The organism is Nocardia sp. NPDC051756 (genome assembly GCF_040681495.1).
GTDB lineage: Bacteria > Actinomycetota > Actinomycetes > Mycobacteriales > Mycobacteriaceae > Nocardia.
The window spans coordinates 615,652-641,668 of record NZ_JBFAYV010000005.1 but is presented as its reverse complement, the minus strand read 5'-3'; the positions used below and the strand labels follow the sequence as shown (position 1 = coordinate 641,668).

General features: G+C 67.5%; 24 protein-coding genes. 16 read left to right on the top strand and 8 right to left on the bottom strand.

Annotated elements, in window-relative coordinates; all coding sequences use genetic code 11:
- Positions 1-646: 646 nt before the first annotated feature.
- From recC to AB0M22_RS24895, 8 genes are all read left to right on the top strand, one after another.
- A complete protein-coding gene (gene recC, locus AB0M22_RS24930; protein ID WP_364731977.1) occupies positions 647-4,036 on the top strand; it encodes an exodeoxyribonuclease V subunit gamma in 3,390 nt (1,129 codons plus the stop codon).
- Between the two features lie 481 nt (positions 4,037-4,517).
- A complete protein-coding gene (locus AB0M22_RS24925; protein ID WP_364731975.1) occupies positions 4,518-8,060 on the top strand; it encodes a UvrD-helicase domain-containing protein in 3,543 nt (1,180 codons plus the stop codon).
- Between the two features lie 436 nt (positions 8,061-8,496).
- A complete protein-coding gene (recD, locus tag AB0M22_RS24920; protein ID WP_364731248.1) occupies positions 8,497-10,410 on the top strand; it encodes an exodeoxyribonuclease V subunit alpha in 1,914 nt (637 codons plus the stop codon).
- 49 nt (positions 10,411-10,459) lie between these two features.
- Positions 10,460-10,933, top strand: a complete 474-nt coding sequence (locus AB0M22_RS24915; RefSeq protein ID WP_364731972.1) for a sigma-70 family RNA polymerase sigma factor — start codon at positions 10,460-10,462, stop codon at positions 10,931-10,933.
- The gene (locus AB0M22_RS24910; protein WP_364731969.1) at positions 10,933-11,547 is read left to right on the top strand and encodes a methylated-DNA--[protein]-cysteine S-methyltransferase; all 615 of its coding nucleotides are present in this window, start codon (positions 10,933-10,935) and stop codon (positions 11,545-11,547) included. The genes AB0M22_RS24915 and AB0M22_RS24910 overlap by 1 nt, the downstream gene beginning before the upstream one ends.
- A 116-nt stretch (positions 11,548-11,663) precedes the next feature.
- Positions 11,664-12,392: a 2OG-Fe(II) oxygenase gene (locus AB0M22_RS24905; protein WP_364731245.1), complete on the top strand. Its 729-nt coding sequence runs from the start codon at positions 11,664-11,666 to the stop codon at positions 12,390-12,392.
- On the top strand, positions 12,379-12,651 hold the full coding sequence (locus AB0M22_RS24900; protein WP_364731243.1) for an Ada metal-binding domain-containing protein: 273 nt from the start codon (positions 12,379-12,381) through the stop codon (positions 12,649-12,651). The genes AB0M22_RS24905 and AB0M22_RS24900 overlap by 14 nt, the downstream gene beginning before the upstream one ends.
- A gap of 62 nt (positions 12,652-12,713) precedes the next feature.
- Positions 12,714-13,223 carry a methylated-DNA--[protein]-cysteine S-methyltransferase gene (locus AB0M22_RS24895; RefSeq protein WP_364731240.1) on the top strand — a complete coding sequence of 170 codons (510 nt, stop codon included), beginning with the start codon at positions 12,714-12,716 and terminating at the stop codon, positions 13,221-13,223.
- 13 nt (positions 13,224-13,236) lie between these two features.
- Here the strand turns inward: AB0M22_RS24895 and AB0M22_RS24890 are convergent, their stop codons facing one another.
- The gene (locus AB0M22_RS24890) at positions 13,237-13,629 is read right to left on the bottom strand and encodes a hypothetical protein (RefSeq protein WP_364731237.1); all 393 of its coding nucleotides are present in this window, start codon (positions 13,627-13,629) and stop codon (positions 13,237-13,239) included.
- A gap of 113 nt (positions 13,630-13,742) precedes the next feature.
- Here AB0M22_RS24890 and AB0M22_RS24885 point away from each other — a divergent pair, with 113 nt between their 5' ends.
- Positions 13,743-14,384, top strand: a complete 642-nt coding sequence (locus AB0M22_RS24885) for a TetR-like C-terminal domain-containing protein (RefSeq protein ID WP_364731234.1) — start codon at positions 13,743-13,745, stop codon at positions 14,382-14,384.
- 60 nt (positions 14,385-14,444) lie between these two features.
- Here the strand turns inward: AB0M22_RS24885 and AB0M22_RS24880 are convergent, their stop codons facing one another.
- Entirely contained in the window at positions 14,445-14,648 is a 204-nt protein-coding gene (locus AB0M22_RS24880) for a cold-shock protein (protein WP_069166293.1), read from the bottom strand.
- Between the two features lie 865 nt (positions 14,649-15,513).
- On the opposite strand from AB0M22_RS24880, the gene AB0M22_RS24875 reads away from it, so the two are divergent.
- The 5 genes from AB0M22_RS24875 to AB0M22_RS24855 all read left to right on the top strand — a co-directional run bounded on the left by AB0M22_RS24875 (position 15,514) and on the right by AB0M22_RS24855 (position 19,205).
- The gene (locus tag AB0M22_RS24875) at positions 15,514-16,419 is read left to right on the top strand and encodes an alpha/beta hydrolase family protein (RefSeq protein WP_364731967.1); all 906 of its coding nucleotides are present in this window, start codon (positions 15,514-15,516) and stop codon (positions 16,417-16,419) included.
- Between the two features lie 137 nt (positions 16,420-16,556).
- Entirely contained in the window at positions 16,557-17,153 is a 597-nt protein-coding gene (locus tag AB0M22_RS24870; RefSeq protein ID WP_364731230.1) for a TetR family transcriptional regulator, read from the top strand.
- Between the two features lie 107 nt (positions 17,154-17,260).
- The gene (locus tag AB0M22_RS24865) at positions 17,261-18,463 is read left to right on the top strand and encodes a cytochrome P450 (RefSeq protein WP_364731227.1); all 1,203 of its coding nucleotides are present in this window, start codon (positions 17,261-17,263) and stop codon (positions 18,461-18,463) included.
- Between the two features lie 12 nt (positions 18,464-18,475).
- Entirely contained in the window at positions 18,476-18,706 is a 231-nt protein-coding gene (locus AB0M22_RS24860; protein ID WP_364731224.1) for a ferredoxin, read from the top strand.
- A 139-nt stretch (positions 18,707-18,845) separates the two neighbouring features.
- Positions 18,846-19,205, top strand: coding sequence for a hypothetical protein (locus AB0M22_RS24855; RefSeq protein ID WP_364731221.1), 360 nt, complete (start codon positions 18,846-18,848; stop codon positions 19,203-19,205).
- Here the strand turns inward: AB0M22_RS24855 and AB0M22_RS24850 are convergent.
- The 4 genes from AB0M22_RS24850 to AB0M22_RS24835 are packed head-to-tail and all read right to left on the bottom strand — an operon-like array spanning position 19,167 to position 21,525.
- Positions 19,167-19,787, bottom strand: a complete 621-nt coding sequence (locus tag AB0M22_RS24850) for a class IV adenylate cyclase (RefSeq protein WP_364731217.1) — start codon at positions 19,785-19,787, stop codon at positions 19,167-19,169. The two genes, AB0M22_RS24855 and AB0M22_RS24850, sit on opposite strands and share 39 nt — an antisense overlap.
- Positions 19,788-19,809: 22 nt before the next feature.
- Entirely contained in the window at positions 19,810-20,658 is an 849-nt protein-coding gene (locus tag AB0M22_RS24845; RefSeq protein ID WP_364731214.1) for a helix-turn-helix transcriptional regulator, read from the bottom strand.
- Positions 20,655-21,158: a DUF6879 family protein gene (locus AB0M22_RS24840; protein WP_364731211.1), complete on the bottom strand. Its 504-nt coding sequence runs from the start codon at positions 21,156-21,158 to the stop codon at positions 20,655-20,657. The genes AB0M22_RS24845 and AB0M22_RS24840 overlap by 4 nt, the downstream gene beginning before the upstream one ends.
- A 7-nt stretch (positions 21,159-21,165) precedes the next feature.
- Positions 21,166-21,525 (bottom strand): hypothetical protein, encoded by a 360-nt coding sequence (locus AB0M22_RS24835; protein ID WP_364731208.1) that lies wholly within the window; start codon positions 21,523-21,525, stop codon positions 21,166-21,168.
- Positions 21,526-21,720: 195 nt separating this feature from the next.
- Between AB0M22_RS24835 and AB0M22_RS24830 the strand changes: the two genes are divergently transcribed.
- Entirely contained in the window at positions 21,721-22,053 is a 333-nt protein-coding gene (locus AB0M22_RS24830) for a hypothetical protein (protein WP_364731206.1), read from the top strand.
- Positions 22,054-22,055: 2 nt separating this feature from the next.
- Here the strand turns inward: AB0M22_RS24830 and AB0M22_RS24825 are convergent, their stop codons facing one another.
- Entirely contained in the window at positions 22,056-22,457 is a 402-nt protein-coding gene (locus tag AB0M22_RS24825) for an NUDIX domain-containing protein (RefSeq protein ID WP_364731204.1), read from the bottom strand.
- A 191-nt stretch (positions 22,458-22,648) separates the two neighbouring features.
- Between AB0M22_RS24825 and AB0M22_RS24820 the strand changes: the two genes are divergently transcribed.
- Positions 22,649-24,661, top strand: a complete 2,013-nt coding sequence (locus AB0M22_RS24820; protein WP_364731202.1) for a TerD family protein — start codon at positions 22,649-22,651, stop codon at positions 24,659-24,661.
- Here the strand turns inward: AB0M22_RS24820 and AB0M22_RS24815 are convergent.
- A complete protein-coding gene (locus AB0M22_RS24815) occupies positions 24,626-25,795 on the bottom strand; it encodes a reverse transcriptase family protein (RefSeq protein ID WP_364731199.1) in 1,170 nt (389 codons plus the stop codon). The two genes, AB0M22_RS24820 and AB0M22_RS24815, sit on opposite strands and share 36 nt — an antisense overlap.
- Positions 25,796-26,017 lie beyond the last annotated feature (222 nt).

Genomic DNA, 26,017 nt, shown 5'->3' with positions numbered 1-26,017 from the left:
GCGGGCGAGGGTTGACGCACGAGGCAACACGATCGCACATCGGCGGGCCAGACGCACGTCTTGAGCTCGGGACCGGCGTGTGCTAGGCGATGTTGCGTACTTGCGCCCCAGCGGGTTTCAGCCACCACGCGCTATTCAGCGGAACGCGGCCTGCAGTTCCTCTACGCTGCGCCCATTGAGGCGATAGCAGTGCTCGAACGCCTCGGTGTGCTGGTCGCGCGGCCACGTATGTAGGACGACAGTGCGGCCGTAGCCTCGCGAGTTGACGAGCTCCCAACGATCTCCTACGCGGCGGACTGTGAACCCGCCTCGTGGAACCAGGGGAATCACCATCGCAGTCATGAACGCGAACCAGCCTTTCGGTGCAGCTCTCTCGTCCTCCCCGGTTCAGCACTGTTGCACATCGGGCGCGCGGATCCGAGCGGACACGGCGTAGGAATGTGTTCTTGTGTGGTTCATTTCACTCCAGTCACACACGTAACGCGAAGAGGTCCGTTCGGAACTGCTTCGGGGTGGCAAAGTTGCCTCGGAGTCACTGGGCGTATAAACGTGCACGAAGCCCGGAGGCGATTCGCCGCACGTGAGCGATCACCGCAGTCGCGACTCCCAGCGCCCGTCCGACTACTCCACCGACCGAGAGGCGCAGATGCCGCTGCACATCCACCGTGCCGAGCGCGCCGATGTCCTGGCCGACGGACTCGCCGGGCTGCTGGCCACGCCACTGCCCGATCCGTTCGCTCCGGAGGTGGTCGCGGTGCCCGCCAAGGGCGTCGAACGGTGGCTGACGCAGCGGTTGTCGTCGGTGCTCGGCGTGTCCGGGGCGGTGGCGTTCTCGGCGTCCTTCGATGCCGCCTCGACCGACGGTGTCGCCGCGAACATCCAGTTTCCGTCCCCGTCCGCGCTGGTCACGACCGCTTTGGCGGCGGCGAGCGAGGTTCGGCCGGAGGATGATCCGTGGGCGGGCGAGCGAGTTGTGTGGACGCTGCTGCGGGTGATCGATGCCTCGCTCGGCGAGCCGTGGTGCGCGGTGCTGGCCCGGCATCTGGGCGCGCAGGACCCGGCCGGACAGGACCATCGGATCGGCCGCCGCTATGCCACGGCCGCGCATCTGGCCGCGTTGTTCGACAGTTACGCGGCGCAGCGGCCCGCGCTGATCCTCGACTGGGCGGCGGGATCGGACACCGACGGCGCGGGAAATCCGGTGCCCGGCGATCTGCTGTGGCAGCCCGAACTGTGGCGGCGGCTGCGCGCCGAGGTCGGTGCGCCGAGTCCGGCGGAGCGGCTCGACGCGGCGTGCGCGCGGCTCCGGGCGGACGCTGAACTTGTTCCATTTCCGGATCGGTTTTCATTGTTCGGCGCGACTCGGCTGTCCACCGATCAGCTCGCGGTGTTGTCCGCGTTGGCGCAGACGCGAGAGATCCATCTGTGGCTGCCGCACCCGAGTCCGGTGATGTGGACCGAGCTGGCCGGGAGTCCGGCGGCGCGTTCGCGGGTGGCCGATCTCAGCGGGAGCGTCGTGAGTCATCCGCTGCTGGCGGGTCTCGCGCGCGACGTGCGCGAGTTGCAGCAGCGGTTGGCCGAGTCCGTGGGCTCCGATACCCACTATCCGATCTCGGATGATTTTGTGCCGGACCGTGATACGTCCGAGGTGACGTTGCTCGCGGCGTTACAGGCGGGTATCCGCGACGATCGCTGGCCGCCGGCCGCGGTGCGCGCCGGGGACGGCACGGTGCAGGTCCACTCTTGTCACGGACCCGCGCGACAGGTCGAGGTGCTGCGCGAATGCCTGCTCGGCTTGTTCGCCGCGGACGAGACCCTGGAACCGCGCGACGTGCTGGTCATGTGCCCCGAGGTGGAGGCGTTCGCGCCGCTGGTGCGCGCGGCCTTCGGGCAGCGGGTGCCGGGAACGGTTGAGCAGGCGCCGGATTCGGGGCACCCGGCGCATCGGCTGCGGGTTCGGCTCGCGGATCGTGGCCGGGGCATCACCAATCCGCTGCTCGCGGTGATCGGGGTGCTGCTCGAGCTGGCCGACGGCCGGGTCACCGTGACGCAGGTGCTCGATCTGGCCGCGGCCGAAACGGTCCGGCGGCGTTGCGGATTCGACGACGACGATATCGAGCGGCTGCGCGAATGGGCCGCCGAGTCCGGCGCGCGCTGGGGGATCGGGCAGCGGCAGCGGCAGGCGTTCGGGCTGGCCGACTTCGCGCAGAACACGCTGAACGCCGCGGTGGATCGCATCCTGCTCGGCGTCACCGCGGGCGAAACCTCTGAGGACTGGCTCGATCTCGCGCTGCCGCTGGACGACGTGGACAGCAACGATGTCGATCTGGCCGGCCGGTTCGCCGAGTTCATCGACCGGCTCGCCGTCTGCCTGCGCGATCTGCGCGGCCCGCGCCCCGCGCACGAGTGGGCGGCGGTGCTGGGCCGTGCGCTGGATCTGCTGACAGATGTGCCGGATTCGCAGGCGTGGGTGCGCACCGAGGCTCGGCAGGAACTGGCCGCCGCCACCGAACACGCCGGTGATGTGTCGCTGCGGCTCGCAGACGTCGGGGTGCTGTTGCACTCCCGGCTGGCGGCCCGGCCGACCCGGGCCAACTTCCGCACCGGTGAGCTGACCGTGTGCACGCTGGTGCCGATGCGTTCGGTGCCGCATCGCGTGGTGGTGCTGCTCGGGCTCGACGACGACGTGTTCCCGCGGACCAGCGGCGTGGACGGTGACGACGTGCTCGCGCGCAATCCGTTACTCGGCGAACGAGATCCGCGCAGCGAGGATCGTCAGCTGCTGCTCGACGCGATCCTGTCCGCGAAGGACAAGCTGGTGGTGCTGCACACCGGCGCCGACCCGGTCACCGGCGCGCACCGGCCGCCCGCCATCCCGGTGGCGGAGCTGCTCGATGTGCTGCGCGCTCATGTCGGCGCGGCAGGCATGGACGCAGTCGTGACCCGACATCCGTTGCAGGCCTTCGATCGTCGCAACTTCCGCGCCGAACATCCGTTCAGCTTCGACACCGTCGCCCTCGCCGGCGCGCAGTCCGCCGGTCAGCCCCCGGTGCCGCGCCCCGCGTTCCTGCCGGAGCCGTTGCCGACGCCGGAACTCGCGGATGTGGCGCTGGCCGACCTGATTTCGTTCGTCGAGCACCCGATCCGCGCGTTCCTGTGGCAGCGGCTGGGCTTGCGGGTTCCCGAACACGAAGAGGACATCGCCGACCGCCTGCCCATCGAACTCGACGGGCTGGCGAAATGGGAACTGGGCGAACGACTCCTGGCCGCCCGCCTGACCGGTGCCGACGCGGCCGGGCTGCGCGCCGCGGAGTGGCGGCGAGGCACGTTGCCGCCCTTCGGTTTCGGCGCGGCGGTGCTCGACGAGGTCGAACACACGGTGGACAAGCTGGTCCGGGCCTCGCAGGGGGACTACGAGGGCAGCCCGCGCGCCGTCGACATCGCGGTCGATCTCGGCAACGGGCGCAGGCTCACCGGCACCGTCCCCGAGGTGCGCGGCGAGACCCTGGTCCGCACCACGTTCTCCCGGCTCGCCCCGAAACACCGCATCGCGGCCTGGGTCTCGCTGCTGGCCCTGGCTGTCACCGAGGACCGCACCTGGCGCGCCGTCACCACCGGCCGCGGCCAATTCGGCCGCCCCGCATGGCGTTCGGAGATCACCGCCCCGGAAATGCCTGCCGCCCGCGGCATCCTGCGCGAACTCGTCGCCCTCCGCGACGCCGGCCTCACCGAACCCCTCCCGATCACCCCCGGCGCGACGGCCGCCTACGCCGAACGTCGTTTCCGCGGCGCCAATGTCGACGAGGCCATCGTCGCCGCCGAACGCGAATTCAACGGCGGCCCGAACGGGCCGGGCCCCTTCGGCGACCACACCGACCGTCACCTCCGCTACGTCTGGGGACCGGCCCCCCGCCTCGAACACCTCATGGAAATCCCGGCCCCGCCCGGCGAGCCAGGCGAAACGACCCGCTTCGGCGCCCTCGCCCGCCGCATGTGGGCACCCCTGTTGAGCGCCGAAAGCCAGGGCCAACCGTGAGCCTTGGTGACAAACCGCGCCCGGTGTCACCCCGCGGTGCGGCGTCGAGTTCGGGCCATAGGAGCGCGGCGTCGAATCTTGGTGACGGTCTGATTGGCGCGTCGAGTCTCGGTGATGGTGCCAGCGCGGGGGCTCGTCTCGGTGACGGCCGGGGTGCGGGGTTGAGCTTTGCTGAACGCAGCGGTGAGTTGTCCGATCGTTGTGTCCGCGCGAGTCCGGCGGTCGATCGTGGCGACAGCGCGGGTACGGAATCGCGAATCGCGATGGTGACCGGACGATGCGCATCGATCCGGGCGTGTCGGGATGGCCTGTCGCAGGTCGGAGTGCTGGCGGGTGCGTTGGGGGCCGGTATCTATGGGCGAGCCTGGGGTGGTTCGGTGGCGGGTGCGGTGACCGTCACGCGTGTCGGTGGCACAGGGGTGTGCGTCGGACCGGCAGAATGGCACTTTCGGCGGGTCGAAAGGCGGGTGTTCGCGTGACCGTGCAAGACACCTCGTTCGTGGTGCCCGAGATCGAGGCGGCCGACAGTTTCGAGCCGTACGGTCCGCTGCCCACCGGGACGACCGTGCTGGAGGCCAGCGCAGGCACCGGCAAGACGCACGCGATCGTCGGGTTGGCGGTGCGGTATGTGGCCGAGGCCGGGATCGATGTCTCGCAGCTGCTGCTGGTGACGTTCAGCCGGGCAGCCACACAGGAATTGCGCGAGCGCACCCGAGATCGGTTCGTGGTGGTCGCCGCGGGACTGGCCGATCCCGATCTGGCCCGCGCGCACGCCGACGAACTGATCCGCCATCTCGCACAGGCGGATCCGGACGAGGTGCGCCGCCGCCGGGCCCGATTGCTCGCGGCCCTTTCGGATTTCGATGCCGGCACCATCGCGACCACGCACAGCTTCTGCCAGCGGATGCTGGACGAACTCGGCCTGGCCGGTGAGCACGACCCCGGTTCGCGCCTGGTCGAGACCGTCGACGAACTGATCGGCACGGTCGCCGACGACCTCTACCTGAACCGGTACGCCCGTACCGAACCGCCGTTCTCGGTCAAGGAGGCGCACATCCTGGCGCTGGCCGCCGTGCGCGACCGGCACGCGGTGCTGATGCCGAAGGGCGACTCGGTCGCCGGAGAACGGGTGGCCTTCGCCACGGCGGTGCGCGCGGAAACCGAACGCCGCAAGCGCCTGGCCGGGCTCCGCGACTTCGACGACCTGCTCGTCCTGCTGCACGACGTGCTGGCCGACGACGAGCACGGCCCGCGCGCCTGCCGCCGCATCCGCGAGCGCTACCGCGTCGCGCTGGTCGACGAGTTCCAGGACACCGACCCGCTGCAATGGGACATCCTGCGCCGCTCTTTCCACGGCCACACCACGCTGGTGCTGGTCGGCGACCCGAAGCAGGCCATCTACGCCTTCCGCGGCGCCGAGGTGCTCAGCTACCTGGACGCGGTCGCGCACGCCGACACCCGCAAGGAACTCACCACCAACTGGCGCAGCGACGCCGGGCTGCTCGCCGCGCTGGACCATCTGCAAGGCGGTGCGGCGTTGGGGCACAAGGAGATCACCGTCTACCCGGTCGCGGCCACCCGGCCGTGGTCGCGCCTGTCCGGAGCGGATGAGCTGATCACGCCGATGCGGATGCGGTGCCTGACCCGTACCGGCGCTGGACCTTTGAACAAATCTGGCTTCCCTGCCGTCGGTCGCATGCGCGCGAAAGTCGCCGACGACCTGGCCGCCGACATCGTTCGACTGCTCGAGTCCGGCGTCTCGCTGACCACCACCGCGCGACCGAACCACGCTGCGCAAAAGTCGTCTGCGAGCGGGCGAAATGCCGGGCCCGCGTTCGGCGAGGTGTTCATCGAGCCGGCCATGGAACTGCGCGGGGCGCCGGACTCGGGTCTCGGCGTCGATCAATCAGGAGCGGGGACCGGTTCATCAGGCGATGCCGGACGTCGGCGTGCCGGCGGGTCCTCAGACGAGGACTTGCGCAGGCCGATCAGCCCTGGCGATATCGCGGTCTTGGTGCGGACGCGATCCCAAATCGATGTGGTACGAGCCGCTTTGGATCGCGTCGGCGTCGCGTCGGTGCTCGCGGGCGGCACCAGTGTGTTCGCCACCAGCAGCGCCACCGACTGGCTCTGGTTGCTGCGCGCACTGGAGCAGCCGCACCGCGGCGACCGCGTCCGGTTGGCCGCCTGCACGCCGCTGATCGGCGTCACCGCCGCCGAGATCGACAGCGGCGGAGCGGATCTGGTCGGCCGGGTCAGCGCGCAACTCCGTGATGCGGCAAGGCTCTTCGCCCGTGCGGGTTTCGCGGCCGTCTTCGAAAAGATCTCCGCCGAAGCTGATCTCGCGCATCGGCTGCTCGCCGTCGAGAACGGTGAACGCCAGCTGACCGACCTGCGGCACATCGCCCAGCTGCTCGACCAGGTCTCGCTCACCGAATCGCTCGGGCTGACCGCGTTGACCCGCTGGCTCGGCGATCGCGTGCGCGACCCCGCGTCGGGCACCGTCGCCGACCGCAGCCGCAGGCTCGACCGCGACGCCGCGGCCGTGCAGATCGCCACCGTGCACGCCAGCAAGGGCCTCGAATTCCCCATCGTCTATTTGCCTTTCGCCTGGGACAACGCGAAGAACCCGTACCCGGCGACGTTGCTGTTCCACGACGACAACGACATGCGCGTGCTCGATGTCGGCGGGCAGGATGCCTCCGGTTACGCGGAACGCAAGCTGCGCAGCGAATCCGAAGAGGCCGGTGAGGAACTGCGCCTGCTGTACGTCGCGCTGACCCGCGCCATGTGCCAGGTCGTCGCGTGGTGGGCTCCGGCGATCACCACCGCGGCGTCGCCACTGCATCGGATGATCCTCGGCCGTCCGGACGGTGGCGACACCGTTCCGCCGCGCGCCTCGGTGCCCGCGGATGCCGTTGCGCCGGGCCTCCTTTCGGCCTGGGCCGGGGGAGCAGCGGAGGCCATCTCGGTGACGGCCGTCGTCGGCACCGACGACGTCTCGATCGAACGAGTGCGCACCGAACCCGTCACCGGCGAGCTGGCCGCCGCACACTTCGACCGCAAGCTGGACCAGCACTGGCGACGCACCTCGTACTCGGCGCTCACCGCCTCCGCGCACGGCCCCGTCACCCCCGAGCTGGAGATCGAACCCGAGGACAACCGCGGCCCCGCCGACGAGCCGAGCACCCCGGTCGTCGCCGAGGTCGAAGAGGTGTTCGCCGGCCCGGCGTCGCTGATGAACTCCCTGCCCTACGGCGCGGAATTCGGCACCCTTGTGCACGGCGTGTTCGAGATGATCGACACGGACGCACCGGATCTCGCCGCCGAGGTGGACCAGCGCTGCCGCGCGGCCGTCGACGAACTCATGGCCGAAGCCGACCCCGCCGTGCTCGGCACCGCCGTGCTCGCCGCGCTGCGCACCCCGCTCGGTCTCGGCTCGCTCGCCGACATCTCCAGCCGAGATCGCTTGAACGAGTTGGAATTCGAGCTTCCCCTGGCCGGCGGCGACTCCCCGAGCGCCGAAACCGCGACGCTGCGCCAGATCGCCGATCTGCTACGCACCCACCTGTCGCCCGACGACGACCTGTTCGTCTACGCCGACCATCTGGCCACCCTCGACGACATCCCGCTGCGCGGCTACCTCACCGGCAGCATCGACGCCGTCCTGCGCGTAACCGCCGGCACGGACACCCGTTTCGTGATCGTCGACTACAAGACCAACCGCCTCGGCACCGGCGACCTCACCGTCGACCACTACACCCGCGAGCGCATGGCCGCCGAGATGCTCCGCTCCCACTACCCCCTCCAGGCCCTCCTCTACGCGGTCGCCCTGCACCGCTACCTGCGCTGGCGCCTGCCCGCCTACGACCCCGTCCACCACCTCGGCGGCGCCCGCTACCTCTTCGTCCGCGGCATGATCGGCCCCGAAACCCCGCCCGGCCACGGCGTTTTCGACTGGAACCCACCCGCCCCCTTGATCCTCGCCATATCCCGCCTCCTCGCCGGAGAGGTCCCCCGATGACCCCCCGCACCCGCACACCCCTCGACTTCCCGCACACGCTTTCGCATGCGATTGCGTATGCGGCGAATCAGCAGGTGTGCGGCTTCCGGTCGCCGTCGTTCGGCGCCACCGACGGACTGCGCAGTCGCATACTTCTCGATTTCCCGCACACGGTGTCGCATGCGATTTCGTATGCGGCGGGTCAGCGGGTGTGCGTCTTCGGGTCGCCGTCGTTTGGCCGCGCCGGTGGATCGCGCAGCCGCACGGGTTCCGTTTTCCCGCACACGGTTTCGCATGCGATTTCGTATGCGGCGGGTCAGCAGGTGTGCGGCTTCCGGTCGCCATCGTTCGGCCGCGCCGGTGGGCAGCGCAGGCGCACGGGTTTTGATTTCTCGCACCGGAATTTGCATGCGATTCTCGGTGCGGGGAATCAAGAGTGGTGCGGCGGGGTGGTCTCGTGACGTCGATTCAGTTGGCGCAGCGGGGGACTGGGCTGTTGCGGACGTTCAATGAGGCGGGCGTGTTGTCTGCTGCGGATGTGCATGTCGCGGTTCGGTTGGGGCGCTTGGGGCGGGAGGATACCGAGGCGGTGTTGTTCGCGGCGGCGCTTGCCGTGCGGGCGGTGCGTTCTGGTTCGGTGTGCCTGGAGCTGCATCGGATGCGGGAGATCGGCATCGATGCGGACGAGACCTGGGATACGGGTGAGCGGATCGATCCGGCGACGTTGCCGTGGCCCGACATCGATGCAGTGGTTGCGGCGCTGCGGGTCAGCCCGCTGGTGACCGGTGGACCCGCGGGTCCGCTGCAACCGTTGCGACTGGTGGAATCGCGCAGCCGCGACGACTCCGGCCCGCTGCTCTACCTGGACCGGTACTACCAGCAGGAGCAGACGGTCCGCCGCGTCCTCACCGAGCGGTCCGGCCACCACCCGGTGGTCGACCCGAATATCATTCGCCGCGAACTGGATCGGCTGTTCGACGCCCCGGCCGGCGGCGTCCCCGACCGCCAGCGTCTCGCCGCCGCACTCGCCGCGACGCACTGGACCACGGTCGTCGCCGGCGGCCCCGGCACCGGCAAGACGCACACCATCGCGCGCATCATCGGCCTGCTCGACGCGCACCGCAAAGCCAATCCCAAACTGCCCGCACTGCGGATCGCGCTGGCCGCGCCGACCGGCAAGGCGGCCGCGCGATTGCAAGAGGCCGTGCGCGAACAGGCCGAGGAGCTGGGCCTGCCCGACCTCACCGCCGCCACCCTGCACCGCCTGCTCGGCTGGCAGCGCGGCCGCAATACCCGGTTCAAGTACCACGAATTCAACCGGCTCCCTTACGACGTGATCGTGGTCGACGAAACCTCCATGGTCTCGCTGACCATGATGAGCAGGCTGTTCGCCGCCCTGCGCCCGGACACCCGCCTGGTCCTGGTCGGCGACCCGGACCAGCTCGCCTCGGTCGACGCGGGGGCGGTGCTCGCCGACCTCGTCGCGGGACCCGTTGCGGGCACCCCGAATCCGATGCTGGACGAGATCCTCGGCGCGGATTCACCGGAATCGGCCGCGCCGGACCAGAACTCGTCCGCGTTGACCACCCTCGAACGAACTCGCCTGCGCGGCGGCATCGTTCGCCTGACCCGTGGCCGCCGCTTCGGCGGCCGGATCGCCGACCTCGCCGTCGCGGTCCGGGCCGGCGACGCCGACACCGCCCTCGACCTGCTCCGCGCGGGCGGCGACGAACTGTCGCTGTGCGCACCCGACGAAATGGCCGGTGTCCGTGCGGATGTCGTACGCGCCGCCCGCGAGGTGACCTCCGCAGCCCTCGACGGCGACGCCGCCGGCGCACTCACCGCCCTCGAATCGCACCGCCTGCTGTGCGCACACCGCCAGGGCCCGTTCGGCGTCGAACGCTGGGACCGGATGGCCGCCGAGTGGGCCGCCGCCGGGGGAGCGGGCCCCGAATCCCACTCCGCCCCTTGGTATCCCGGCCAGCCCCTGCTGGTCACCGCCAACGACCACGAGGCCCGCATCTATAACGGCGACACCGGCGTCGTGGTGCGCATGCCCGACGGTTCGCTGCGCGCCGCCCTGCAACGCGGCAGCGAGCCGTACCTGGTGCACCCGACCCAGTTCCCGGCCGTGGTCACCGTGTTCGCCATGACCATCCACCGCAGCCAGGGCAGCCAGTACGACACCGTCTCGGTGGTCCTGCCCGAACCGGAATCGACCCTGCTGACCAGGGAACTGCTTTACACGGCGATCACCCGCGCCCGCCGCCACGTCCGGGTCATCGGCACCGACGAGTCCATCCGGGCCGGCATCGCCCGCCGCGTGCTGCGCGCCAGCGGGCTCTCGCGGCGAGAGGATGCCCCCCGATGACCAGCGGATCTCACGTTTTCCCGGCCCCGCACGTCTACCCAGTGTGAGATTGCCTCCGTTCGAGGAAGTGGTGGCCGAATACGGCCCGATGGTGTTGCGGGTCTGCCGGGCCGTGCTCGGTCCGACGGACGCGGCCGACGCGTGGTCGGAGACGTTCCTGTCCGCCCTGCGCGCCTATCCGGACCTCGACCCCGACGCGAACATCGAGGCCTGGCTGGTCACCATCGCGCACCGGCGCGCGGTCGACGTCGGCCGCGCGCTCACCCGCGCTCCGGTCCCGGCCGAGACCCTGCCCGAGCGCCCGTCCGCGGCGCCCGACCCCGCCGACTACGACCCGCACCTCTGGGCCGCCTTGAAGGCGTTGCCGACCAAGCAGCGCCAGGCGGTCGCCTACCACTACCTGGCAGGCCTGCCGCACGCCGAAATCGCCGAGCTGCTGGGCAATTCCACCGATGCCGCCCGCCGCGCCGCCGCCGACGGCCTGAAAACTCTGCGCAAGCTCTACCCGAAGGATGACTCATGATGGCCACCATCGATCGTGGCGACCCGAACGGCCTGTTCGCCGGCCTGACCCCGGACAACGCCCTGCTGAGCGAGCTGCACCGCCGGTTGGCGGCCGACGCACAGTCCGCGGGCCTGCTCGACGTCGCCTACCGCACCATGGACACCCCGGTCGGCACGCTGCTGCTCGCGGCCACCCCGGCCGGCCTGGTCCGCGTCGCCTACCCCAACGAAGACCACGACACCGTTTTGACCACCCTCGCCGAGCGGGTCAGCCCGCGCGTGCTCGCCGCGCCCGCGCGCCTGGATGCCGCGGCCCGCGAGATCGACGAGTACTTCGCCGGTGCCCGAACACATTTCGACCTGCCCCTGGACCTGCAACTGACCGGTGGCTTCCGTCGTCAGGTGATCGAGCATCTGATCGACATCGGTTACGGGCACCGCGAAAGCTATGCCACCGTCGCCGCCGCCGTCGGCAACCCGCGGGCGGTACGCGCCGTCGGCTCGGCCTGCGCGCACAACCCACTGCCCGTGGTGATTCCGTGCCATCGAGTGGTCCGCAGCGACGGCTCGATCGGTCAGTACGTGGGCGGCATCGACGCCAAGAACACCCTGCTGACCCTGGAAGCCGCGTGAGCGCCGTCCATTCATCGGCTCGACCGAACTGAAATCTGGTGCAGCGCTTACTATCCAGTGATCACACAGATGGATGGTTAGCGCGGCATCGACAACCCCGCTGACTTGGAGGCGGTATGCAGAACACCGAAACTCTTGCCCCGCTGACCGATCGAGTCGCCGCGCAGCCCTGGCCGGAGTTGATCGAGGAGATCGACGCCTACGGTTGCGCCCAGACCGGCCCGCTGGTGACTCCCGACGAATGCGCCGAGTTCACCGAAATGTGGGACGACCTGGCGAGATTCCGCTCCACCATCGACATGGCGCGCTACCGATTCGGGCAGGGCACCTATCGCTACTTCGCCGATCCGGTGCCCGAGCCGATCATGGCGATGCGTGCGGCGTTCTACCGAAAGTTGTTGCCGGTGGCGCGTTCCTGGGCCGAGCGGCTCGGCGATCCGGCACCGTGGCCCGACGATTTCGGCGACTGGCTCGACGCCTGCCATGCCGCGGGACAGTCCAAGCCGACGCCGATCCTGCTGCGCTACACCGAAGGTGACTGGAACGCCCTGCACCGCGACCTCTACGGCGACCTGGTGTTCCCGTTGCAGGTGGTGATCGGGCTGAACCGTCCGGGGATAGACCACACCGGCGGGGAGTTCACCCTCGTCGAGCAACGCCCACGCGCGCAGTCGAAAGCCACTGTCACCGTGCTGGAGCAGGGACACGGCTTGATCTTCACCACTCGCGACCGGCCGACCCCGTCGAGCCGCGGCTGGTCACGCGCGCCGATTCGCCACGGCGTCAGCCGAATTCGTGGCGGCATCCGCCACACCCTCGGTCTAGTCCTGCATGACGCCCAATAACCAGATGTACACCCTGCTCGACGCCGATGGCCGCCCGTATCTCAGCCCGACTCCGGGAGCGTACGGCGGCCATCGGCGCGGCAGAATCTACGGCCGTCTGGACTGTCCGTCCGCGCTGCGCGCGCTGTCCCGTGGCGCCTATCGCGCCCACCGCGTGTTCTTCGCCGATGAGCCCACCGCGATCAGCGCGGGCTACCGGCCGTGCGCGGTCTGCCTGCCGGAGCAGTACGCGGTGTGGAAAGCAGCACGGCACAACTGATCTCACGTTTCTGCCCCGGCTGGCGTCTACCAGATGACAAGAACGCCGAATAGGAGCACACCATGCAGACCTCGACAGCCCGCACAGTTCACGCCTCGCCTCTCGGCAACCTCCGCGTCGAAGCAAGCGCCCTGGGCGTCACCCGCGTCGTCTTCACTCAGGACGCGCCCACCCCGCCGACTGCCGAGAACTCTTGCGCCCTCGAATATCTCGTCACCGCGATCGCCCAGATCGACGGGTACCTGGCGGGCACCCGTCAGGAATTCACCGTGCCGATGGACCGATCCGCGCTCAGCGGCTTCGACCGGCAGGTCTTGGAAACCCTCGAAGCCACAACCGGATACGGCCACACGACCACCTACGGTGCGCTCACCCGCGCACTCGGCCGCGGACGCGAGGACGCGCGCAAGGTCGGCGGCGCACTGGCCCGCAACCCGCTACTGATCCTGCTTCCGTGCCACCGGGTCGTCGGCGCGGACGGCGCGCTCACCGGCTACGCGGGCGGGCTGCCGGCCAAACGCGCGCTGCTGGACCTCGAATCCGCGGATCTCCTGCTGCCGCTGGCGATCTGACCGTCGAGACAACTCAGGCGAGCACGCCGTACGCGGTGGTGAGCATCGCGATGGCAAGCAGCACGCCACCGAACGCGCTCAACGTATTCGCGGCCGACCATTTGCCCGGCTTGCCGATCGCCAGATTCAGGAACATGCCGCCGGACTGCGCGATCACACCGACCGCGAGCAAGCTGCACACCACCCACAGCACGCCGTCGCCGAAGCCGGTGTCCGCCAGGATCGCGAGCGTCGCCAAGGTCATCACCAGCAGCACGCCCGCGTGCGCGTGCCCGGCTCGGAAGTAGGTGCGCTGGTACTCGGTCAGCTTCTGGGCGGCGAGCAGGCGCAAGGCCATGACACCGCCGAACATCACGGTGGGCAGGGAGATCAGCGCGATCGCGGTGAACAGCTTGATGGGGTCCATGGGTCGTCCTCGGTTAGATGTGTCCGTTCCACTAATCTGAACGGCGTACAGAACGTAGATCGGTATCTGGATGCCGTACAGATGATGTGAGGCGAATCACAAAGAGAGGTGCCATGACTGGTCCGCAGGCCGCGCGTCGCAAGACCTACCGGCACGGCGCGCTGAAGCCCGCGCTGATCGAGGCCGGGCTGCGACTGGCGCGGGCAGGCGGCGGCCCGGACGCGATCGTGCTGCGCGAGGCGGCTCGGCAGGCCGGCGTCGCGCCGAACGCCGCGTACACCTATTTCGCCGACCGCCACGCGCTGGTCACCGCGGTGGCGAGCGCGGTGCTGGCGCAGCTGGCGACCGTGATGGCGGCCGAGCAGGAAGGCCTGACGCTGAGCAATGATCCCGCGGTGGCGGCGCGACAGCGGTTCCGCGGCGTCGGCCTCGGCTATCTGAGGTTCGCCCGGACCGAACCCGGGCTGTTCCGCACCGCGTTCACGATCGGGCGGGACGACACCGCAACGGACTCACCGGATGCGGCGGGGCCGACCGGCCGATCCAGTATCGAACTTCTCGGAGACGCGCTCGACGAGATGGTCGCTACGGGGAGTTTGCCGGTGGCACGCAGACCCGGCGCAGAGTATCTGGCCTGGTCGGCCGTGCACGGGCTGGCGTTCCTGGCCATCGACGGGCCGTTGCGAACGATGCCGGACGATCAGCTCGACGCCATGGGACAGCGGATGCTGGACATGATCGACCGCGGCATGTGAAGAATCGTGCAGGTGTGCCCCTCCCACCCGAAAAGTGGGAGGAGCGTCAATCCGGCCTGATCAGATGGCGCGGACGTCCGTGGCCTGCGGACCCTTCTGGCCCTGGCCGACCTCGAACTCCACACGCTGTCCCTCATCGAGGGACTTGAACCCGGACCCGCCGAGAGCCGAGTAGTGGACGAAGACGTCGGGACCGCCGCCGTCCTGCGCGATGAAGCCGAACCCCTTCTCCGCGTTGAACCACTTGACGACGCCCTGTGTCATATTTTCTCCTTGTACTCAGTGATGTTTCAGTCCACAGAAATGTTGCAAAATTACGGACTCAGTGGACAGCATTCCATGCGCGCTGGCCGCATGGTTAACGCGGGCGAGCGGAATGTGTGCAAAAGCATTCTCCGCTCACTGCTCGGCCAACCTACTGCCGACAGCACTAGCGCCGCGTCAGCCTACCTTTTTCCGGCGGATTGTGGGTGGGCGCAGCTGAGCGGCTCGGCCGACAACCTGGGTTGATCGTTCGGCGCGCCGCGGAATCCGGACGTACGCGGCAGGGTTGCGGCATTGAGTGTGATTTGTTCACCGAAATCGGGGGTTTAGTTCGGCTTCGGTTCAACCTCGAGCGACGCCGGCGAAATTTCGGGTGGGAAATTTGGCGGCCGATGCGGGTTTCGGACTGCTTATACGCGCTGATTTCCTGAGTGTCCAGCTTGGTCGGATTTTCTGCCAGAAATTGGGCACGATCCAATTTGGCACTGGGGGGTCCGGGGTGGGTCACGATGCGTCGGCGTAGGGCGGACCGTGCTGCGAGGCGGTTCGGTGACGGGCTTGCTCCTTGTCGCGGATCATCATTCGCATGCTGGAGGTTCGCTGGACGTTCCCGGCATCGTTGAATCAGCCCGCCGTGCCGCGGTTTCCGATCGCCTGGCACGAACCGCTCCGATAGTGTTGTCCCGGTACGCGTTCGGCGGCATCGACGCTGGTCCTCGGGCTGGAATGTCACTCGAATAGACATCTCGGCGTGTTGTCAAGACCCGAATCTTGGTCTTTCCCTTCGGGTTTTGGGCCGGCCCTGCGGCGGTATAACGGAATAGTGGCGGCTTCAAGGTTTTTGGTTTCGCTGGTCGGTGTGTTGATGGTTTCGGCCCTGTCCGTCGGCTCGGCCGCGGCGGCCCCGTCCGGGGCGCGGTTGGTCGAAGAGGCCTCGCTGGGCGGGTCGGTCGCACGGATGGACGTCTACTCGCCCGCGATGGATCGGGTGGTGACCAACCGGGTGATTCGCGCCGCGGGCGGCCCGGCGCCCACGCTGTATCTGCTCACCGGGATCGGCGGCGGGACCGACGGCATCTCCTGGTGGGACGACACCGATGTCCGGGAGTTCTTCGCGGACAAGCACGTCAACGTGGTGATGCCGGTAGGCGGCGCGTACAGCCTGTACACCGACTGGCTCGCCGACGACCCGGTGGTCGGCCGCAACCGCTGGCTGACCTACCTCACCCGTGAACTCCCCGGCGTGCTCGACGCACAGCTCGGCAGCACCGGACGCAACGCCATCGCCGGGGTGTCGATGAGCGCGGGGTCCGCGGTCGACCTCGCGATCCAAGCGCCCGATGTGTACAGCGCCGTCGCCGCGTACAGCGGATGTCCTTGGACCGCAGACGCTCTCGGAGTGGCGATGGTCAGCGCCCAGGTCGTGCGCGGCGGTGGCAACACCGCGAACATGTGGGGTGCGCCGGGCGACACGATCTGGCGAGCGCACGACGCGTTCGCCAATGCCGCTGTGCTGGCCGGGAAAACGATCTATCTGTCCGCCGCGACCGGCACGCCCGGCGCGATCGACGAAGGCGGACTGGGCTTTCCGCCGATCGAAGCCATCGCCAGCGCGTGCACGGCCGCCTTCGCCGACCGGCTCGATCAGCTCGGATTGCCCGCGGTACACGTCAACCGGCCCGAGGGCGCGCATACCTGGGGGCAGTTCGAAACGGACCTGCACGATTCCTGGCCGCTGCTGGCCGGTGCGCTCGGGGTGCGTAACCCCTGACCTCGCCAAAACGGGCAAAGTAGACAATCCTTAGCGTCAGTCGCGGCCCATTCGCTCGTCCGCCGCGGCTGATGTCAGCGAAGGATCGGTTGCCTGCTTTACGCTGCTCTCCCGGAGATTCGGCAACCGGAGGATGCATGTCCAGCGAGAACGAAACGGTCAGCCGCAAACGGGATTCGGCGGCCACCAGCGCCGCGATTCTGGCGGCGGCGCAGGAGCTGTTCGCCGAGCGCGGCTACGAGCGGGCGACGGTGCGCGACATCGCGACCCGGGCCGGGGTGAATCAGGCGTTGCTGTTCCGGTATTTCGGCAACAAGGACGAGCTGTTCCGGGCGGCGATCGCGGACCAGGGGCGGCGCAGGCTGGCGGAGGGGCCGGTCGAAGGGCTGCTGAGCAGGCTGCTGGTCGGAATACTCGAGCCGAGTGGTTCGGTGGCGCAGGAACATTGGTTGCAGGCCGCGCTGCGTTCGAGTGGACACGACGAAGGGGCCTCGGCGATTCGCCGTGAGCTGGGTGACGAGTACGTCCGCGCGATGTCCTCGCTCGGCGACGACCCCGATAGCGAGCTGTGCGCCGATCTGCTGCTGGCCTGGTTGCTCGGGATCGGCCTGCTGCGCACTGTGCACCGCAGAGAGCCACTGGCCAGCGCGGATTCGGCCACAGTTGCCCGTCATGTGCTGAAGGCCGCCCAGGCGTTGCTGCCCCGGACGGACGTGAATTTCCCGCCGCCGTAACGGAATCCGACCGTTGACGGGGCATTGTGACCTCCCTAACATGAGATGTTGTAAGCAATTGCTTACATCGCTACCGCGCCAGTCGGCGTCGGCCAAGGGAGACCCGCATGACCGTGAAAACTGAGGTGCGCCAATACCCTTTCGGTGAACCCATCCGCCTGGACATGGACCCACTGTTCGCCAAGCTGCGCCGCGAGGAACCGACCTCGCGCGTCCAACTGCCCTACGGCGACGAGGGCTGGCTGGTCACCCGCTACGCGGACGCCAAGCTGGTGCTCGCCGACCCGCGGTTCAGTCGCGCGGTAACCGTTGACCGCGAGGACATTCCGCGCACCACGCCGGGCACGTCGCGGCAGAACTCGTTGCTCAGCATGGACGCGCCCGAGCACAGCAGGCTGCGCAAGCTCGTCGCCAAGGCGTTCACCAGCCGGCGGGTCGAACAGCTCCGGCCGCGCGCCCAGCAGATCGTGGACGAGCGGCTGAACGAGATCGAATCAGCCGGTCCGGTGGCCGATTTGGTGCAAAGCCTCGCGCTGCCGCTGCCGGTCACCGTCATCTGCGAGATGCTCGGCGTGCCCACCGCGGATCAGCACCGCTTCCGCGACTTCTCCGACACCGTGCTGTCCACCACCGCGCACACCCCCGCGCAGATCGACGACGCGCGCGCCTCGCTCGAGGAGTACCTCGCCGAATTGGTCGCGCAGCGCCGGGCCGAGCCCACCGACGACCTGCTCGCCGCGCTGGTCGCCGCGCGCGACAACGACGACCGCCTCACCGAGGACGAGCTGGTCAACATGGGGATCGGCCTGCTGATCGCGGGCCACGAGACCACCGCCAACCAGATCGCCAACTTCACCTACGTCCTGCTCAGCGAGCCGCGGCACTGGGAATTGCTGCGCAGCCGGCCGGACCTGGTGCCCGGCGCGATCGAGGAACTGCTGCGCTACGTCCAGCTCGGCTCCGGCGGATCCTTCGCCCGCGTCGCCACCGAAGATGTGGTGCTGGGCGATGTCACCGTGCGCGCAGGGGATTCGGTGATCGTCAACACCCAGGCCGCCAACCGCGACGAGAGCGTGTTCGACAATTCCGAAGAACTCGATCTCACCCGAAACAACAACCCGCACATGGCGTTCGGTCACGGCATCCATCACTGCCTGGGTGCCCAACTCGCCAGACTGGAGTTGCAGGTCGCGTTAGGCTCACTGCTGCAACGCTTCCCGACGCTGCACCTCGCGGTCCCGTTCGAGGAAGTACCGTGGAAGACCGGCCTGCTGGTCCGTGGGCCGAAAGCGCTTCCGGTCAGCTGGTAAGGGGAAACTGTTATGACAGAACAGAAGTGGCGGATCGAAGTGGACCGGGGCACCTGCCTCGGCTCCGGCATGTGCACCGGCCTGGCCCCCGAACACTTCACCCTCGTCGACGGCCGATCCAGCCCGATCGCCGAGGTCGTCCAGCCCGACGACCTGCTCATCGATGCCGCCGAATCCTGCCCGATCGAGGCGATCCTGGTCCGCTCGGCCGGCACCGGAGAAATCCTCAGCCCCGAGCAGTGAACGGTAGAGCCCCTCGTCGCAGGGGCGCTACCTCGCTGGCCCGAGTACCCAAGAGGCCGTTCCTGGCATCCCACATCGGCCGGTTCGCCGTGTCAGGTCCCGCCGGCGAACCACCCAGTCACCGCTCTACGCTGCAAGGATGATCGAGTTCGGCTCGAGAACCCGCCGCCTACCCGCCCCACCCTCCATCGTCTGGGCATCCCTGACCAATCCCCGACGCCCCCAGGCCCGCCCCTGGCTCAACCTGCTGCCCGACGAAGTCGACCCCAAAGTCTTAGCGGCCGAAATCCCTAACACCGTCGTCTGGTCTTCCCTATGGCCCACCAGACCCGACGACCAAATCCACTTCCACCTGACCCCAACCAATTCCGGCGAAACCCTCCTGAACTTCACCCTCCTCACCCCGACGGAACCCCCCGACCAAAGCAAAACCGGCCACCTCCGCCGCCGCCTCAACCAACTACTCTTCGCGGACCTCCGCTTCTCCTACGGTCAATGAGCCGATCGCCCCGGATCCCCGGCCGGACTCCGCTGCCGGGTACTCGAACAGCAGCGTCGGCTCAGCGAGTATGTCCCGCCCCGTTTCACGCTTGTAGATCTCGTCCACACTGCCGAATCTCGCCTCGGCGTAGTCCAGATCCAAGCGCGCCGCCGCAAGACGCACAGCACTCTCGCTCGGGCCCTCGATCTCCAGAAATGTCGGCAAACCAGGCCACGTATCCAGATCGAACACCACGTCCCCGAATTGCCACTCCTCGCGATAGTTCTCCTGGTACCGGACTTGCCGCAATCCGAGTTCGACCAGGATTTCACCCAAGGCGTGCAGATCGCCCACGGTGGTTTCGATTTCCGTGGTGCCGTCGATAGAGGTGGCGTCAGTGACCCGCTTGAGCGTCAACGTGCAGCGAGCCCCCTCGTCCCGCAGCCGGACCCACGCCCCACTGCTAAGCGCATCGCTCTCGAATATCTTGCGAGTCAACAACGTTCGCGAGAATACCTGAATCGCACCGAGCTCCCTGAACTTCTCTCGCAAACAGTCGACATCGACCGACAAGAACTTCGCCTCGTACTCATGCTTCATCGCTGCTACTCTGCCCTCTCAGTTAACGCCCTTCGGTGCCGCGCCGTCGGTCCAGGGCTGTTCCGATGAGCGCTCGAGCGGAGGAGCCCGTCACGGACTGTCGGGCGAGGATGTCGAATGCGCGGCCGTAGAGGGCTATCTCTCTCGGTTGGGTGATGGAGAGTCCGGCTGTACTTCCTTCTTCCTTCACCAACCGATTGTCGAACATGACGAAATTGTTCATCAGCACTTTGGCTTCGGCGGCCAGGGGGATTATTCCGAGCGTGACGCGCGGTAGTCCGATGACGGACATCAGTCGATCGAGCTGGCCGGCCATGACCCCGTTGTCCCCGACTGTCGTATAGAGCGACTGCTCGCCGATCAGGAAGTGGAATCGCTTGTTGCGCCGGTAGAGTACTTGCTGCCGCTCCATCCGCTTCGACACGCCTTCGTCCAGGTCATCAGGGATGCCGTAGAACTCGATGACATTCGCGAGGATGGCCCTGGCGTACTCGGCGGTCTGAAGCAGCCCGGTAACGATGTATGGCTGATAGTTGCGGATGACTGTTGCTTCCGCTTCGAGTTTGAGCGTCTGCTGTTGCCGGCGTTTTACGCCGGTGCCGAGCACCTGCTTCCATTCGAGATACGCGGAATCTATATTGTGCAGCGTGGCAAGCAAATCGGCAATTTGATCGTTGGTGTCGGCATGGGCGCAATAGGCTCGGATATCGACGTCGGATGGCTTGATCCGCCCGTACTCGATCTTCGAGACCTTCGACTCGTGCCAACCCGCTCTTCGGGCCAGCTCGACGCCGGTCAGCCCGGCAGACCGCCGGATCTGCCGGAGCCTCTTTCCGAGCGCTTCGCGCGCCTCCTGTACCGAACTCGTCACTGCTCGATGTCGGTCTTCGGGTCCCGGTCGTACTCGGAGTAGGGAGTTGCCAACGGCCAGAGACGGTCTCGCACGCTTCGACAGTGATCAACGATCCAGGGATCGTTCGTGGTCGCCGCACCGCCGACCGCGCGTCCTTCACCGTCTGTGAGGTTGAAGGCGACTCGTTCGTTGTCGAGTAGCCACCAATCATCGGACGGTAGCTCTTCGGCGAGCCGCCGCGGCAAGTACCGAATATCTTCACCGGCCTCGACATTGAGCGCCGTCAGGTTCAACAGCCACCGGTGATAGTCGGTGTGTGGAACGGTGACCACACGCACGCGGCGTACGGCAACGCCGCGTGCGGTGGTCTCCTGCACGAAGTCGTACCAATCCTGAAACCAAGGACGCAGGTCGAACGGTTCATTGTTCAGGAACCGATTCAGTGGTTCGGACTCTCCCGGTACTCCATAGGAGTCTTGGACTTCCAGCCGGAACGCTTCACGATGACACTCCTGCAAGAGTGGCCTAATTGGCCGGAATTCCACCGTAATAAGCCCTCTCGCTCTTAGGTACCTCGATGGCTGTCTCGTATTCTTCCATGGTCAGCTGGTCGAGGGTTTCGTGGTCGGAAACCGGCCGACCGGCGAGGGTGAACGTGCCACGTCCCGTATCGGCCAGCGGCACTCCGATGTAGGTGTCCTTTTCTGCAAATCCGAGTAGCAGATGGGGAATTTCCACCACCTCTGGGTCGCCGGTCTTCCAGCCTTGGATCAGATAGCTTCCCTGATCGGTGGCGTACAGGGTGGGGCAGTCGTCTTTGCCGGACCCGCCCTTGCCGAGGAACTGTAACCGCATGATCTTGGCCCCCTGCCGAGAATCGTGCACGGTCTTTCCGTACCCCTTACATGATTCCCCATCTGCACCGGATGTGTTCCCAGGCAGGCAAATACGTGCAAGACCGTGCAAGATCGTGGCTGTCTCCCTTCTGCTCTTTCTAGCGTCATGCATGGCGCTTGGGGCTGGTGCCGGTCAACCCGGTCCCGAGCTGCCGGCCAACAACGAGTCGAATGGGGTGAATCGATGAGTCGACCGACGGCGATCGGGTACTTGCGGCGTGATGTCTCGGGCTGCTCGCAGCCGTGGCATGAGACTCAGATTCGCAGTCTGGCAAAGCGATTCGGGTATGAGCTGGCGAAGACGGTGGTGTTCGGGGCGGATACCGACGGACCGGTCGACCGCTTGTTGAATGTGGTCCGTGCCGTCGGGGCCGAAGCTGTCGTTGTGCCCAGCGCCGAGCATTTCGGTGGCAAGGTGCCGGAGCGGGTGGTGCGGGTGTGTGACGTGATCACCGTGTCGCCGCAGTACACCTATGCGCGGTCGTATGCGTCGCCGTTTCTCGGGGACGGTGCGTGAACTCAGTGGAGGTGGCCGGATCGGTGGAGGTGGTCGAAGATGAGTTGGTCTACGGGGGAGACGTGGGGGCGGTCGGCGTAGGTGAGCCAGACGATCTCGTCGATTTCGCTACTGGGGGTTGGTGTTCCGTGGTGGTCGGCGGTGTAGCAGGTCATCTGGACGGTGATGCCGTCTGGGTGGCCGTGCGCTTGGGCGCGGAAGGTGCCCAGGTGGGTGGCGGTGGTGGGATTCAGGGCGATGGTGAGTTCTTCGGTGATCTCTCGGGTGAGGGTGTCGAGGTCGGTCTCGCCGGGTTCGCGCTTTCCGCCGGGGAGGTAGTAGACGTCCTTGCCGCGTGATCGGGTGCTGAGAATCCGGCCGTGCTCCAGGTGTATCCAGGCGATCTTGTCGATTGTGGTGTTCATCGGATGCCCTTGTCGGTGGGTGGGTCAGCATATTCGGTGACGCGAAATGGGGTTTCGCTACTGCTCGTCACACGCTAATCCGCCGGTCCAGGGCTGCGGCCGACTGTCGGGTGTTCGGGGGACAGACATCGAAAGAGCTGGTTGGGAAACTCATCGGGCGAGTGTGTCGAATTGCGAGAAGGGTGATCGCTGTGACGTCTCCGATGCTGAGCAAGGGGCAGAATCTGTCGCTGCCTGATGATGTGGTGCGCATCGATGTGGTGATCGGGTGGACCGAGTCGGAGATCGAGGTGGATGGGTCGGCGCTGCTGTTGGGGGCGGACGGGAAGGTCGGTTGTGACAGCGATTTCGTTTTCTACAACCAGCCGGAATCGGTGGATGGGGCGGTGCGGTTTCTGGGGGTGAGTGCGACCGAGGAGGGCGCGCAGGCGCGGATTGCGGTCGACTTGTCGGCGGTTTCCGCTGCGGTGCACACCGTGGCGCTGGTCGGCAGCATCGGTGTCGGCACGTTCGGCGATCTCGGCAAGCTGACGTTGAGAGTTGTTGACGCTGCCGGGCATTCGCTGGCGGAGTACACCACCGCCGATGCGACCACGGAGTCGGCGTTCGTCTTCGGTGAGGTGTATCGGCGCGGCAGCGAGTGGAAAGTCCGCGCGGTGGGGCAGGGGTGGGAGTCGGGTCTGGCCGGGTTGGCGACGCACTTCGGCGTCGATGTGGACGAGGATGTCGAGCACGAGCCGGTCGAGGCGCCCTCGGTGCGTCCGGAACCGGCGATCGCCGCACCGCCGCCGCGCGAACAACCGGCCAAACCTCCGGTGCAGAACCGCGGAGTGCGCACCGCCAAGCGGGCGTTGAAGAAGGCAAAGCCGATGGAGTTCAAGCTTGCCGAGCTCGATACCTGGCAGCGGGCTCCGTTGTTCTCGGTGATCGGGGTCGGTGCCGGCGAAGAGCAAGAGCGGCGTGCGACATCGGCCTTGATCGCGACGATGCAGGCCGTGCGGCCGTTTGCGCGGGCGGTGTGTGCGCGGATGGGTGCGCCGGTGGGGGTGTTCGAGGGGTATGTCGAGGTGCAGTTCGAACGGGGCGATTCGAAGGTCGTCCCGGACGCGGTGCTGAAGGTGTCGCGCGGCAGTCGCGTGTGGACCGGGTTGCTCGAGGTCAAGACCGGCAACGGCAAGCTGCGGCGGGAACAGTTGGAGAACTACCTCGATGTGGCGCGCAGGAAGAAGTACGACGTGGTGGTCAGCCTGTCCAACGACGTGCCGGCCAGCCCTGGCGAACTTCCGGTCGAGGTCGACCGCCGCAAGCTCACCAAAGTTGCGCTGCGGCATCTGTCTTGGGCCGAGGTGGCACACGAGGCGCGAATGCTGCTCTCGCACGGCGGTATCGAAGAGGACTTGCACGCCTGGATCCTGAGCGAGTTCCTGCGTTATCTCGACTGCCCGCGGTCGGGCGCATCGGAATTCGTTGATATGGGACGGCATTGGGTCGCTGTCCGTGACTCGGTAACAGCAGGGACCTTGCGCGCGGGCGATCAGAAGGCGCTGGCCGTCGCCGATACATGGGTGTCGCTGTCCCGTCATCTCGCGTTGCGACTGACCGCCCAACTCGGTGCGTCCGTCAATCATGTGCTGTCCCGCCGGCACCGCGCCGATCCGGCCGCCCGCAGCGCCGCCGTGGCCGAGCGGCTCGCCGCCGACGGAACATTCGAGGCCGTGCTCCGGATTCCTGATACCGCAGGCGATCTGGTGGTGGTCGCGGATGTGCGAACCAACAAGATCCGCTGTCGCACCACCCTCGACGCACCGAACGAGGGCACCTCCGGCCGTCGATTGTCCTGGCTGATCAAGCAACTCGACGACGCACCGGACGACGTCCAGGTCGAAGTGGTGTTCGCCGAACGCGGCACCGAAGCGTGCGAACTCCTCCGAACGGTGCGCGCGAACCCGAAGGTGCTGACGACAGGCCGCACGGGCCCGATCGTGTCTTTCGCACTGGAGCAGAACTTCCCGATGGGCAACCGGCGATCCGGGACGGCGGCGAGCTTCATCGCCAGTGTGAAGTCGGCGACCGACGCGTTCTACGGATCGGTGGTGCAGCCGCTGCGCGGATGGGTGCCGGCCGCGCCGAAGCAATCCGAGGTGATGCACTCGGACGACGGGATGGGTTCAGTCCCAACAGATTTGGTCGGCCACAGCAAGTAGGCGTTGACGGCGAGCCGGGCTGTGCTCGCCGATCCAGGCGATCAGGCCGTAGATGTGGGCGCGGAAGTCGGGGTGGGAGTGGTGGTTTTGGGCCGCCGCGCCGGTTTGCCGGCAGTTGTGGAGTATGGCTCGGAGGTCGTCGTATGTGGGGCGAGGTACCGCGGGGTGGGAGTTGACCACGAGGCCGGCGAGGGTTTGGCGTTGGTGTTGGTGGCGGATCAGGGTTTTGGCGGGGTTGATGGTGAAGCCTTCGTCACGGGCGATGGTGGTGAGGGTCCAGATGGCGGCATCGGTGTCGGTAGCTGCGGGGCCGGACAGGGCTAGGTCGTCGGCGTAGCGGGTGTAGATGAGGTTGTGGCGGCGGGCGTAGCCGGCGATGCGGCGATCGAGGTTGTGGGCGATGAGGTTGGCGAGCCGGGGCGAGGTGGGGCCACCTTGGGGGAGGTGCGGAGTTTTGAGCAGCGTTCGCTGGCGGGGGTCGAGGGTGCGTAATGAGGTCGATGCGGTTGCGGTGGTGCAGAGGTCGGCCAGGATGCGGGCGACGTCGTCGGGGTATCCGCAGCCGCGGTAGACGCCGCGTACCCGCGCGACGCCGATGGTGGAGAAGAAGTCGCGTAGATCCATGCGGACGACCACGGACGCCTGCGCATGCGGAGCAGCGAAAGTGGCAGCACTGCAACCCTTCTCGAATCCGTGGCAGGCAGGGTGTGCGGGGATGTGGGAGAGGATTCGGTGGGCGATGGTGCGCTGGATTTCGCGCAGACGGGGTTTGGGAGCCTCGACCAGCCGGGTGCCGTTGGATTTGGGCAGATGCCGATATCGGTAGTGCGACAGGGGTTCTCGCGCGGTGCGCAGCCAGCCGCCGCGGTCGGCGAACCAGTCGAGTTCCGCCGGGGTCAGATTGAGCATCGTCGCGACCGCGCGCAGGTCCGGCAATTCGGGGACGCCGAAGTGGAGCGGAGCCGGTTCGCGGATCAGCGTTATCGGCGTCTCCGGCAGCTTGGGCAGTTCGATGAGCAGGGCGTGCAGGGTTGCTCGTCGGTCGATGGGTTCCAGCGGTATGAGATCCAGCACTCGACAGGTGAGCGCTTCCGCTCGGGCCGGGCCGACGACCACGGCAAACGCTTCGGTCATCTCGGCATGACACCAGGACCTGTCGACCTGTTCGAATTCGTGAACGAGTGCACTGGCGACCGATGCCGAGATCGCGCGGGCGACCATCAGCGGTGCGACGGGGTGGGACGACTGAATTCTCTCGTCCTCGGTGCCGGCAAGCACGCGGAGCGTGCGGAGCGGCTTCGGACGCTGATCCCAACTGACAATGCGTTCCCAGGGGTTACCCCTGAGCAGGGTCCG